Source organism: Rahnella sikkimica, from assembly GCF_002951615.1.
In the GTDB taxonomy this organism is placed as follows: Bacteria; Pseudomonadota; Gammaproteobacteria; order Enterobacterales; family Enterobacteriaceae; genus Rahnella; species Rahnella sikkimica.
The window spans coordinates 25,576-38,206 of record NZ_CP019065.1; the positions used below are offsets into that span (position 1 = coordinate 25,576).

Below are 12,631 nucleotides of genomic sequence, written 5' to 3' on the forward strand. Positions count from 1 at the left end.
TTTTCATCGATTAATCCGTCAGGGATTACCTGCTGCCGTCTGCCGCAGTGCCTGACCGTCATTCGCGACAGGAAACATCATGCTAAAAAAATCAATTCTGGCTGTGCTGACAGGCACCGTTCTGCTGTCAGGCTGCGCTTTTGAACGTATTAATGACGTTAACCGGTCCGCCGGTGTTACGGCGGATAAAGCCTCCGACCTTATCCGCCAGGCGAGTGAGAATCGCCCGGTGGTGCAGTTTCAAAACAACCAGTACGTCAGTCCGATACCGCTACCTGACCCAAAGTATAATGCTCCCCGTGAGGTCGTGAACTGCGATATGCCTTACCGGGCCAAGACACCGCAGGACATCTGGCAATTTAGCCAGGATATTGCAACGGTCTGCCACATCCGGACGCGGGTTACGCCGGATGCTGTTTCGGTTCTCAGCGATCAGGGCACCGAAAGTGGTTCACCGACACAACGCCTGGCCCAGGTTCCATCCCCAGCGCTTTCTGCCAGCGGCCAGATGCGCCCTCTGGGAGAGTTCGGGACCGGCGCTCCAGTTGCAACAACGTTGGCCAGCGGGGGGGAGTCCTCACGTAAATTCTCGGATGTGAGCTACAGCGGAAATCTTGGAGGGCTGCTGGATATTGTGACTGCCCGTCTGGGTATCTCCTGGAAATATGAAGATGGCATGGTGACCTTCTTTTACTTGCAAACGGCGCGGTTCGACATTGAACCTTCGGATGCCAAATACGCCCTGACCGGCTCTGTGATAAGCGGTGTTACTAACAGTAGCAGTACAGACAGCAGCGGTCAGGGGGGCGGGGGAGCTGGCGGCGGGGGCAGTGGGGGCGTTTCTGGCGAAAGTGGCACCAATTTGAAATCAACCGTGGCGATGGGTAACGACCTTTATGCCGATCTTAAATCCACGGCGGAAAGCATGCTCACGCCGAAAGTCGGGCGGCTTGATCTTAATAAAACTACCGGTACGGTGGTGGTAACTGACGTACCAGAGGTGGTGAAACGTGTAGGTGAATACTTAACTTCAGAGAACACAGCACTCAGTCGCCAAGTTAACCTGAAAGTGGTGATCTACAGTATCAACAGTGATACCAGCGACGCGGTAGACCTGAACTGGAACGTCATCTATCAGACGTTATCTAGCAAGTACGGCATTAATCTTGCCGGACCGACCAGCTCCACAGCCGATGCTGGTTCGCTCAGCTTTTCCGTGCTTGATACCGCCACCGGTGCTGCAAAACAGTTTGCCGGTTCTTCATTCCTGTTCGACGCCTTATCAAAACAGACAAAAGTGGCCGATGTTCGCACCATTCCGTTAATGACCACCAATATGGCCTCAGCCTCGGTGGTGGTTGGGCGTCAGATTGCGTATCTCAAGAGCACGACCAGTACCCCCTATGTTAGCGGAAACAGCACAGTACCCTCTGTCACACTAACACCGGGTTCGGTGACGACTGGAACCAACATCACCATTTTCCCAAAAATTCTCGCGGGTGATAACCGCATGATGCTGAACATGTTCCTGAACATTTCGAGCCTTATCGCCATGCATACAAGTGGGCAAGGCGCTAACCAGATTCAAACACCGGAAGTCGATTCGCGCTCAGTACCACAACGTGTCTGGCTTAAACCGGGTCAGACCGTTGTTATCAGCGGGCTAGAGCAGAATGTGGATAACGCCAGCAAGCAGGGGATGGGGTCGCCTGACAATATGGTCACCGGCGGTGGCCGTTCCGGCGAAAAAACAAAGCAGTCCTTCGTTATTACCGTCACACCTTTTGTCGGATAAAACCTATGAAGACAAAAATCAGAAAGCCCGCCTCTGCCTCGGAGGCTGACCATATCCACGTCCTGACATTTCATCAGCGCAGGTTTGTAGTCGGTCTTACCTGGCAGACGATACGGGCGCAACGCAACCCCATGAAGGAAATCCGGCGCGTCGGAAAAGAGCAGGGGCTGGATTTAGTTGCTGTACGCCAAAGTGACAGTATTCAGGCCGGTTTTGCACCCAAGACACGACTCCGCCTTCGCGGTGCATATTCTCTCTCTGTCGCATTGGCTTCTTTGTTGGAGGGGTGCTGTATTGCTGTTGTTGCGCTCGGGAAAGACTCCCAGGGTAATGCGCAGTTTACCATGATGGGTAAAACGGAACGCGGGGGGATCCACCCCTTTTCAGACCGTATTTATTCCGAAGTTGACCTCCAGCAATACATTATCGACCTGAAGGATCAACTGCGGGGCAGTAAGGGGAACATGGAGATACCCGTCCACGGTGACCCGGCTTTCTCATGGGTTACCACCCCGCTTGACCTCGGGGTACTGCTCGCGCCGTCAAATCTGTCCAAAAATTTCAAACTTCGCCCGCTCACATGGGGGATGACGCGTGGCCAGCTCGTTGCAACAGGCGTCGCTGTGGTGTTAGCCATAATTGCTCTGATGGTGTATTTGCATTTCGAAAACGAACGGGAAGCGGCGGCACGGCAGGCAAGTTTGAAAGAAATTGCCCGTCAGGCCGAGCTTAACCGGCAGGCGCGTTATAAGGCCGCATTGGAAGGATTGCGTCATCCCTGGACGGATCAGCCATCGGTGACCACCTTTATTTCCCATTGTCGGGAGGGGCTTGACCGGGTGCCCATTTCCATTAAGGGGTGGATCTCGACTGTCGTAGTTTGTACGCCCTCGGATATCAGCGTGCAGTCCGTGCGCAGAACGAACTCGGCAACAACGACAGCTCAATATGTTCAGGCAGTTAAGACGTTGTTTGGTGTTACCGCCGTGTTTAATTTTCAAAACAGCAGCCTGACCTCCTTTTCTCTTCCGCAGACATTATCGCCGGAAGGTGATGATCCGATGGTGCCAGTGGGCGAGCGGCTGATGAACTTCATTTCGTTGTTTCAGGCGCTGAATATTGATCTATCCGTCTCAGCGGTTCCGATAAAGAAAGCAGAAAAGAATAAGCAGGGTGAGGAGATGCCACAACAGGACTGGCTGACTTACACCTTTTCCGCAGAAACGGACATTCCCCCGCAGCAGATTTTCACCGGTAACAGTTACACGGGGATCCGGCTTTCAAGTATCACCCTTGCGGTCAACAGCGCCGATGGTTCACTCCGATATAAAATATCAGGATCACTTTATGGAAAACCTTAAATACGCAGTGTTGTTTCTCCTGACGTGTGGCATCGCGCATGCGGATCAGGATGTCAAAACGGTGGGGGACCTTGACCATTTACAAAGCGGACGCGTGTTTTATGACGCGCAGACCGCCTTTAATCGGTCAAAAATGGCGGCTGGGCAGGCGGATACCGTGCAGGTGCCCAGCGCTCCTGTCACTTCTGTTACGACTACCCCCGGAAGCCCCGCTGTCACGCCGCCTGTTCCTGTAAATACGCTGCCTGTCCTTGAAAAGGTGGCGGGGGCAGTGGCTACTCTCAATTTTGCTGATGGTTCGTCAGCAATGGCCAGAGTGGGCGACAGTATTCAGGGCGGCTTTACGGTGAAGTCTGTTTCGATGCGCGGGGTGGTTATTCGCCGCAGTGCAGATGGCCATGAATTTACTCTGAATTAAGGTGCCATTATGAATCTGAGTGAAAGTACACATACGTTGCTCTCCCTGTCGCAACTGCTATCAGGGAAAGTTTTCTCAACGGACGTCAGGGAGAATATTCGCCTGATAAGGGAGAACGAGACGCAGGGGCTGTGTCTGTATGTTCTCAAAGAGGTTGACCAACACACGGAGTTTTTTGAGATCCGCGAATTGCTGCGTAAACAGGGGCACGATACCTCTGTGATGTGGTGCGACCGCGAAGAACTCGAAAAAATTTCCCAACAGTTCAGCGCCGAAGATGAGGCTATTGCTGGCAGCAGCGATTTTCAGAACCTGAATCTCAGTCTTATTGAAGAGGCCGTCAGTCTGCGCGGCTCAGATATACACATACGTATTGAGAGCAAGTTCACGAGTGTGTTGTACCGTATTGACGGTAATCTGCGTCGTATGCGCACCGAGTCAGCGGAATGGGGGACGCGGATGATGAACACCCTGTTCAATTCCATGAGCGAGCAGCAGAGTCACTCGTCGCTCAGCTATAACGAACCCTGCGATGCGCGCGTGCGTGAGGAGTTCGTGAATAGTTACGGGTTAAGTACCTGCCGTTTCGCCAGCCGTCCGGGCGGGCAGGGGCGGCTGGCCGTTGCGATTCGCCTCGTCAGCCGGCGTAAAAAAAGCCTGAGTTTTGATGAGTTAGGACTCACACCATCGGAAGAAAACATACTTCGCCGGAGGCTTAGCTCGGGCGGCACGTTTTATAGCGGGCCTACCGGACACGGTAAATCCACCGTGTGCCAGTGTTCAGCAGAATTCCTGGCGGTGGAGGATACGGGTGAAAACTTCATGTCAGTTGAAGACCCGATTGAATCCCCGATAGAGGGGCTTTTCCAGACACCCCGAGGTAAGCAGACATTTGGTGAAGCCATCCGCAATATGCTCCGTATGGATCCAGACCGGCTTTACATCGGTGAGATCCGTGAGGCGGACAGTGCCATTGCCACAATAGAGGGAATACTGACCGGTGTCTCTGTTATAACGACCATCCACAACCAGAATCCGGTGGATATTCTTCAGCGACTGAGAAACTTTGGTGTTGAGTTAGATCTGCTGTTTGACCCCACTATTATCTCCTGCCTGGTTGGCTTGCGTTTGGTGCCGCTGCTGTGTCCGAAATGCCGGGTGCCCTGGCACGTAGGGCGGGAAAGCGTCAGTCCGTACATGCGCGACCTGGTGGAAACCTATGCGGGCAGCGAAGGGGTTTATCTGCGCGAGCCGGACGGATGTGATTGCTGCGACCAAAGTGGCATCAGGGGCAGAATCGGCGTCTTTGAGGTCATTGAAACCGACAACGAATTTATGCGGTTGTATGCCGGTAAAGGCAAGCTAACCGCCTATCTCAACTGGATGGAGAAAGGGGGCGTCACGCTGTGCGCGAATGCGACCCGGCTGATTAAAGAAGGGCGCGCGGATCCGGTTTGGGTTCATCGTCGTATTTGTAATCTTGACCGGGACGCCAGGCTGAAGATGGGGAGTGAGTTATGAATAAGATCGCACGCTTTATCTATCAGGCCACGTTTAATGCGCGGGACCGTATTGAGATTTATGACGATTTCCGCCAGTACCTGCTCGATGGCCGTTCCGCAAAGGAAACCTTTCAAAAACTCATTGATAACTACAGCCGGCGCGGGAAAAATCCGGGCGACCCGGTGGCGCAAATCCTTCAAGAGTGTAGCGATAATCTCGCTGCCGGATTTGGCCTCGCCGGTGCCCTGCGGGAGTGGTTCCCCGACCAGGAGTTGAGCATCATAGAGTCATGTGATATTTCGGGAAATCCAGAAGATGGCTTTCTCAATGCCATGGGTATTGCCGCTGGTACTTCGCGGATAGGACGCGTGGTCAAAGCCACGACGATGATTTCGGGGTATCTGCTGATGCTGTCCGTGGGGGTAGTGACATTGTTTTGTGTGATGCTCGTCCCGGTGATCATGCAGGCCGTGCCGCTCAGCCAGTGGAACAGCTTGCAGACGGGCGTGTACTACTTCTACCTGTCGATAACACAATACTGGTGGGCCATTATCCTTTTACTCGGCGGCTCGGTGTCGCTGACGGCCTTTTCATTACCACGGCTGACCGGGCGTCTGCGGTATTTTCTGGACCGTTTCCCCCCGTGGTCGATTTACCGGCGCATACACGGGGCGGCATTTATCATGAACGTGAATGCGATGTTTTCTGCGGGGATACCGATGAAGGATGCTATTCGTGGCATGAAAGAATCCACCCGTTCGGCCTGGCTGTATGAGCGCTTAGATGCCCTGGAAAGAGCAATCCCCGACGGTGAGATGAACCTCGGGCAAGCGCTGGACGTCACCGGCTACGACTTCCCGGATGAGCGGGCCATTATCAAACTCCAGAGTCTGTTTGATACTAAAAACAGTGAAGGTTCGCTGAAACGTTTTGCCGACAGCTGGCTGGAAAAGACGGTAGCAGATGTGGAGATAACTGGCGACAGAATGCGTATCGGCAGCCTGTTACTGTGTGCCGCACTGGTTGGCGCACTGATACTCATTATGTTCAGTCTTCTACAGAAGGCTTTCTTCTTTAATTAGCCCTCTACCCATCCCCTTCGCTGTTTGGGTGTTCTGAAATCTTCAACTCGATTTTATATATTCCCGCAGGTCAATCCTGCGCTCATTTGTTACGTCTGAAACAAAGGAAAGATGACATGAAATTCATGAAAAAAGGTATCTCCAATATTACCGATTCCATCAGTGCGCTGGGCATCACGGTTCTCCTGATCGGTGCGGTTCTGGCGGCAGTGACGATCGCTTACTACCTACTGAACAGCACTAGCCAAGTTACATTGCTGACCTCCGTCATCAGCGAAACGCGTAACTTAAGAAACTCTGACGGGTATGGTACTGCGGACTATGTGCCCGCCCTGGTGGCCGGTGGGAGTATTGCCAGAAACTACAACGTCACGAACGGTAAGATTTATAACAAATCAGGGGGGCTCATCACCATCACCGGAAATGGCCTGGGATTCATCGTGGTAGACAATGGAGAGCCCCAGCGCGACTGCGTGAAAGTTGCCAAGAGTATCGGGACGGCGGATATGGCATCCACCCAGATTAATTCCACCACCATCACCGGCGAAGTGACCGCCGCCGATGCTGCTACTGCGTGTGTGGATGGCAATAATACTCTGACATTCACAACCAAATCCTAACCTTACCCCTCACCGCTGTAATTTTTTACAGCGGTCCTCGCTGTCTCTGGAAAAACTTATGACATTCACAACGCTCCGGGAGTCGGACTTTATCGATCTCTATCTCGGCGAAGATTACGCCGAAATCAAAGGACTTGTCGGGGGTGCCGGGCTTTTGGTGCCCGTCCCCGACAATCTGACCGATGATGCTAAACAGTTGCATGAGCTTTGCATTGCGCGACATGTTGAAACGGGGCGCAGTGAATTTTCCTGTTTTTATGACTCTCGCCTGTACCGTGTCACCGTCTCGCATGATCTTTTCAACCGGGTGAGTTTGGTGCTTCGTCAGACGCCGACGGACATTCGCGCGTTTGCCGACGTTCCGCTCAGTACCTCCCTGCGCCGTTCCGTTGAGCTGCCTAGGGCTGCCGGACTTTTTCTGATTGCCGGGGAAATGGGCTCTGGCAAAACCACCACAGCGGCCTCGGTACTCCGGCATCGGATTGCCCTCACCGGCCAACTGGGAGTTGCTATTGAGGACCCGCCGGAAACTATGCTCCAGGGACGACACGGGAAAGGGCGGTGTATACAGCTTGAGGTCAGGGAAAACGAGGGCTACGCCAGTGCAACGCGTAAAGCGTACCGGATGGGGGCAGCAGCCTTTCTGCTCGGTGAAATCCGCGATGGTGCCACGGCACATGAGGTGCTGAAGGCGTCGCTGAGTATGTTCGTGGTGTCAACCATTCATGCTTCATCGGTTATCGAAGCGCTGGAGCGTTACGCGATGTTCTGTGAGGAAATCAGCCCGACAGCCAAATCGAACATAGCGAGCACACTCTTTGTTGTTGCACACCAGACGATGCGGATTAACACAACGAACAATCAGCGTAATGTTGATATTACGGGATTTAACCTGCGCAACACCTCCATAGCGGGCACTATAAAGGCAAAAATTGCAGCGGGGAATTTTCAGTCATTGGCCGACCAGTTTTCCTCTATTACTTATGACTTTAAGGACTAAACCGTGAAAACACTGAAACGGGGGATCGCGCAAACTACCGACGCCATTTCCGGGTTAACCATTGTGTCCGTCATCCTTGTTGTTTTGTTGATCCCGCTAAGCCAATGGGCAGCTGAAGAGTATCGGATGAACGCGGCTGCCGGACAGGCGAATACGGTGCAGAAAGCGGTTAACCGCTACATTGCGGACCAACAGGCGGCGATCGCAGCTGGTAGCAGTTCGTCGAGTGCGTTTACCCTAACAGTTCCTATGCTGGTGACGGCGGGGTATTTGCCGTCGGGTTTTTCATCTACGAATACTTATACCGCGACGTACCGGACACTGATTTTTCAGCCTACAGCAAACAAATTCCACGCGATGACGTTTATGTCCGGTGGTTCAACGTTGACGCTAAGTCAGGCCCGTAAACTGGCAAATTATATCGGTGCCGCCGGCGGATACATTCAGAGCGGCGTTGCTAAAGGTGCGCTGGGCAGCTGGCAGGAAAATCTGTCGGCCTTTGGTGGCTACAACCCCGGTGATGGCAGCGTAGTTATTGCTGGTTTTTACTCCAACGGAGCGTTGGTAAACGACTATCTCTATCGTCATAGCGTGGCCGGGCATCCCGAACTTAACACCATGGGCACCGCACTGGATATGGGCGGCAATGACATAAACAGCGCAAACAACGTGAACGCCAACAACGGCAATTTCTCACAGACGGTCAATGGCCAGACGCTGAATGCGTCCGGGGATGTGAATACAGCCCGTCTGACGGCGCAGCAAAGTGTTCAGTCAAATGGGTGGATCACGGCAAACGGCAATATTACCTCAAACAGCAGCATAAATGCGGCAGGGAATATTACGGCAAACGGCAACATTACCTCTAACAGCAGCATAAATGCGGCAGGGAATATTACGGCCAATAATGATGTGACGGCAGCGGGTACGCTTCGGGGCAATAATGACCTGGTACTGGGCGGTGTTATGAAACTTGGGCAGGTCAATACCGCAGGTGCTTATTGTGATACCTGGGGCGCAGTAAGCCGCGACGCGTCTGGCGGCATACTTTCCTGCCAATCAGGCACGTGGAAATCTTCAGGAATAAGTAAAACAATCGTGCGAACAGGAAGTGCAAAAACCGTGGCCAGTGCGTCATGCGCGGATAATGAAATCCTGCTTGGGGGAGGCGGTTCGTGCGATGCCGGTTCAGATAACAGATTAAAGTGGAGTGCCCCGTCGGGGAACGGGTGGGGCGTGGCATGCCCTGATGCGACGACTTACGCGTATGCCATTTGTGGCCAAAACTGAGCATTAATTCGGGCCCTACCGGTAGCCCACAACGGTAAAAGTACCAGGTGAACAGCCATATGAGGGATTCGTATTCGTCACAATCTTGAAGCTAGCATTTACAGGCACAGGTTGCCTGTGCAGAACGACGTCTCCCCCTCCCGGTGCGGTTCTTGTCAATGACAGTCGGTGGGGTCTCATAAAACCTTTATAACGACAGTCTCCACCCGATAGCGTTCAATCCGTATGCGCTGGGAACACGTCCCGGTGCAGGATTTCTTTGGCCCGTATTCTGGTTCAGCACCTCTACCTTTAGGTCCTACAGGTGAGAAATGAAAGCCTCTCTCTTCTTTACTGCGTTTTTTTTGGCTGCGGTCAGCATTCTGCTTTCTGTCGTGATCAACATACAGAAAGAGACTATTGCCGTCGTCACACAGCAACAGCTTTCCAGTCTGTTTCTCAATTATGCCGAGGCGCTCAACGACCGATACCTCTCCGGAACACCCGCTGACGGTGACATGACTGCAACGATAACGCTGCCTGTTTGGCAACCGAGAAGCAGCCAAATTGTTGTCCGTGTAAGCGGTGGGGTGGGGTACATATTTATGCCTTCATCGCCAGGTGTTCTCTCGCAACTCCTGCAGGATACCGAAAACAGTGCGCATATTGGGCTTTCGGATGCGACAGGTATTCGCACACCCGCTGGTGTGGTTCCCCGGCCCTCTTTTATCCCTGCCGGATATGTTGTTTACGTGAGATAACGATGATGCTGATAGTGCCTTTTGTCGTGATTTTTGCCTTGTTCCTCGCCTTCAATCTCCCAAGGCTTTATGAAAGCGCAAAGGATTCTGCTTTTCGTTCGTGCGAGGAGACTGAAAAAAGGCAGAATACGGCGCGCACACGCCCCCTTCTGGCGGTCATTCTGCTGAGCGGCGGCGTGTTGCCCGCCTGGTTGATTACCCACAGTCCCCTTTTTTCGCTCTTTGTCCTGCTACTTGGCAGCGCGGCATACATAGACTGCGTCACGCAATGGGTGCCCGACGTGTTGATATTTTCGCTTTCATGGTCCGCACTTTGTACCGTGTTGCCCCAGGAGCCAGATGCATTGCCTGCTCTGGCTGGGGCGGCCACCATGCTCATCCCAGTTCTGACGTTGAACTTTATTGCCACACTCCGCGGTCAGCCTCCGGCACTGGCGTTCGGTGACCTCTATGTATTGCCTGCTTTGGGTGTTTGGCTTACACCAAACTCGGCCGCAATTTGCCTGTCAATCAGCCTTACCCTGGCAATGCTCGCCGGTAAATATTTGCGCGATGTGCCTTTTATTACCGTTCTTTATCCGGTCTTTATGGGGGGCTTCCTGTGTGGCGGCTGGTGATCTTCCTGTTTTTCCTGACCGGAGCTGCGTCAGGGGCCACATTTAAGAGGCTACCTCCGCCAGGAACTGCGTTGTGTTTCCGAGAGGCCGGTGTGAAGTTCGGTGTGGATTGGCGGCTGTTGCAGGCCATTGCCGAGGTGGAAAGCGGTCTTAATCCTCAGGCCATCGGACTGAACAAAAGAAACGGCAGGGTTCTCAGTGAAGATGTCGGGATGATGCAGATTAATTCCTCCTGGTTTCCAGTGTTGAAACCGATGGGGATAACCCGTGAGATGTTGCTGAAAAACCCATGCCAAAACATCCACGTTGGGGCCTGGATACTGGCAAAGAACATTGCGCAGAACGGCGTGAACTGGACGTCTGTCGGTGCTTATAACGCTGGATTTAAAGAGGCTAATGAGCCCTTCAGAATGAAGTACGCCAGAAAGGTTTATGACCGTTATCTTGAACTCACCGGTGCTGGCTGACAGGTCGTCTTATGATGGTAATTACAGGTAATTTAAGGAATGACAATGCAATATGACCATAAACAAGAAGCGAAGCAGTTCAGGAGGGTAATGCTCGATGTGATGGAGATTTGCCCGCAGCGATTTCAGGAAGATATTCTCCTGAGCATGGCAATGTTAGATGAAACCCGGGATTTTTTCTTTCCAGGTGAAATTGCTGACCTGTTGGATTTCTTTCACCGACTGCAAGGCGGGCGGCTCGTCAGCCGCTATAGTGCGCACCAGAAGGCTCTGCTGAGTAACATCATTCTATGGCTTGAAGCCGCTCACCTCCATCACTACAGGAAAAGCTATTGCCACCTTACTGGCGAACCCCGCTATAAAGAGTTTCTGCGCCTAAAGCAGGCACAGAAACAAGATTTAGAAAGAATGATGTCCTCTATTCGTAAGAGCGGCGCACGGGAAATCATCATCACTGACCTGCCATATGTATCGTCGTTATCGATTGGGCTCATTATTTTTGTCTCGTTGACGCTAGCGATAGCGTTCTACCACTTCTATCACTGAAACTCGAGGAACGGCGATGAAATACAATTTCAAACATGAATCTCAACTCAGTAGAAAAAATAAACCGATTTACTTATTTGGGTTTGTTGAAGTTTTAATTTTTATGCTACTGACTTTTAGTCTTGTTTTTATGTTGATGACCTTGTTTTTAAATTAAGCATCGCATTAATTAATTCACTTTAAAGGAATTGTAAATGGTTAAGCGGTTATGCATATTTACCGTTATATTTTTGTTTGGCTGGTCTGCATGTTTGGGTTTGTTAGGCTTCACTTATCATTATAATTTCACTACGGGTGGCGATGGTGATCTCAGACCTATGCTCACAGCGTTCATCGTTAAGCAGTGTCGTGATGAGAATAAAGGTTTGATGAATGAAGTGGTGAAAAATAGGATGAAAATAGATGACTACTTTATATCGTCGTTTGAGTGCCAAAATAAAAAATCAGACAAGATAATTTATCAAATGTCAATGGCGTCTGCTGGATATCAATATATGGCTTGTGTTGGTAAAGCGGAGAGCACGGGTGAAAACGAAAGGCTACGATGTAAATCTAACTTAGATATGAAAATCGCGATTATAAAAGCGGTGGGTTATTGAGTATTTATCCTTTCATTTTTTATTTACTCCTGAATTTTTAAATCATTTCTTCAAATACCCATGCACATAAACGAACTTGCCATGAGACCGAAAGTTTCTGCGCCGGAGATATTCTTTATGCGATTTTTTTTGTCTTGCGCGTTAACAACAATGCTCACCGGCCTGATGTTTTTCTCATTAAATGCGCAGGCATTCTGCTTTAACGAGGCGGGGATGCGCTATCACGTTGCACCCCAACTGCTTAGAGCTATCGCCGAGGTTGAGAGCGGAATGAACCCTGCTGCGACGGGGTATAACCGTGACAGGCAAGGACGCATCACCAGTCGGGATTACGGACTGATGCAAATTAACTCAACGCACATCCCGCAGTTGAAGGCGATGGGCGTTATCCGCAGTGAAAACGACTTACTGACGCAGCCCTGTCTGAATGTGCAGACCGGTGCCTGGATCCTCGCACGGCACCTGCAGGTATGCGGGCTCACCTGGCAGTGCCTCGGCAGTTATAACGCCGGTTTTGCCGACAGCAATCAGGCCCGCCGCATGATTTACGCCCGAAAGGTTTACACCCTGTGGCTGGCGAGCCGCTAAAAGAA

At 51.8% G+C, this 12,631-nt stretch carries 14 protein-coding genes; all 14 read left to right on the forward strand.

The window, feature by feature from the left end; all coding sequences use genetic code 11:
• The first annotated feature begins 79 nt into the window (after positions 1 to 79).
• Entirely contained in the window at positions 80 to 1,795 is a 1,716-nt protein-coding gene (pilN, locus tag BV494_RS25195; RefSeq protein ID WP_104925515.1) for a PilN family type IVB pilus formation outer membrane protein, read from the forward strand.
• A 5-nt stretch (positions 1,796 to 1,800) separates the two neighbouring features.
• Positions 1,801 to 3,156: a type 4b pilus protein PilO2 gene (pilO2, locus tag BV494_RS25200; protein WP_104925516.1), complete on the forward strand. Its 1,356-nt coding sequence runs from the start codon at positions 1,801 to 1,803 to the stop codon at positions 3,154 to 3,156.
• The gene (gene pilP, locus BV494_RS25205; RefSeq protein ID WP_104925517.1) at positions 3,143 to 3,574 is read left to right on the forward strand and encodes a type IV pilus biogenesis protein PilP; all 432 of its coding nucleotides are present in this window, start codon (positions 3,143 to 3,145) and stop codon (positions 3,572 to 3,574) included. Before pilO2 ends, pilP begins: the two co-directional genes overlap by 14 nt.
• Before the next feature lie 9 nt (positions 3,575 to 3,583).
• Positions 3,584 to 5,095 (forward strand): GspE/PulE family protein, encoded by a 1,512-nt coding sequence (locus tag BV494_RS25210; RefSeq protein ID WP_104925518.1) that lies wholly within the window; start codon positions 3,584 to 3,586, stop codon positions 5,093 to 5,095.
• Positions 5,092 to 6,159: a type II secretion system F family protein gene (locus tag BV494_RS25215; RefSeq protein ID WP_104925519.1), complete on the forward strand. Its 1,068-nt coding sequence runs from the start codon at positions 5,092 to 5,094 to the stop codon at positions 6,157 to 6,159. The genes BV494_RS25210 and BV494_RS25215 overlap by 4 nt, the downstream gene beginning before the upstream one ends.
• 116 nt (positions 6,160 to 6,275) lie before the next feature.
• The gene (locus BV494_RS25220) at positions 6,276 to 6,779 is read left to right on the forward strand and encodes a type 4 pilus major pilin (protein WP_104925520.1); all 504 of its coding nucleotides are present in this window, start codon (positions 6,276 to 6,278) and stop codon (positions 6,777 to 6,779) included.
• Between the two features lie 58 nt (positions 6,780 to 6,837).
• Positions 6,838 to 7,779, forward strand: coding sequence for an ATPase, T2SS/T4P/T4SS family (locus tag BV494_RS25225; RefSeq protein WP_104925521.1), 942 nt, complete (start codon positions 6,838 to 6,840; stop codon positions 7,777 to 7,779).
• A gap of 3 nt (positions 7,780 to 7,782) precedes the next feature.
• Positions 7,783 to 9,069 (forward strand): shufflon system plasmid conjugative transfer pilus tip adhesin PilV, encoded by a 1,287-nt coding sequence (gene pilV / locus BV494_RS25230; protein ID WP_104925522.1) that lies wholly within the window; start codon positions 7,783 to 7,785, stop codon positions 9,067 to 9,069.
• A 311-nt stretch (positions 9,070 to 9,380) separates the two neighbouring features.
• Positions 9,381 to 9,809, forward strand: coding sequence for a type IV pilus biogenesis protein PilM (gene pilM / locus BV494_RS25235; protein WP_104925523.1), 429 nt, complete (start codon positions 9,381 to 9,383; stop codon positions 9,807 to 9,809).
• A 2-nt stretch (positions 9,810 to 9,811) separates the two neighbouring features.
• Positions 9,812 to 10,426 (forward strand): prepilin peptidase, encoded by a 615-nt coding sequence (locus BV494_RS25240; protein ID WP_104925524.1) that lies wholly within the window; start codon positions 9,812 to 9,814, stop codon positions 10,424 to 10,426.
• On the forward strand, positions 10,423 to 10,893 hold the full coding sequence (locus tag BV494_RS25245; protein ID WP_501207392.1) for a lytic transglycosylase domain-containing protein: 471 nt from the start codon (positions 10,423 to 10,425) through the stop codon (positions 10,891 to 10,893). Before BV494_RS25240 ends, BV494_RS25245 begins: the two co-directional genes overlap by 4 nt.
• A gap of 45 nt (positions 10,894 to 10,938) precedes the next feature.
• On the forward strand, positions 10,939 to 11,439 hold the full coding sequence (locus BV494_RS25250) for a hypothetical protein (protein WP_104925525.1): 501 nt from the start codon (positions 10,939 to 10,941) through the stop codon (positions 11,437 to 11,439).
• 194 nt (positions 11,440 to 11,633) lie between these two features.
• Positions 11,634 to 12,038, forward strand: a complete 405-nt coding sequence (locus BV494_RS25255) for a hypothetical protein (protein WP_104925526.1) — start codon at positions 11,634 to 11,636, stop codon at positions 12,036 to 12,038.
• Between the two features lie 117 nt (positions 12,039 to 12,155).
• The gene (locus tag BV494_RS25260; protein ID WP_104925527.1) at positions 12,156 to 12,626 is read left to right on the forward strand and encodes a lytic transglycosylase domain-containing protein; all 471 of its coding nucleotides are present in this window, start codon (positions 12,156 to 12,158) and stop codon (positions 12,624 to 12,626) included.
• Positions 12,627 to 12,631 lie beyond the last annotated feature (5 nt).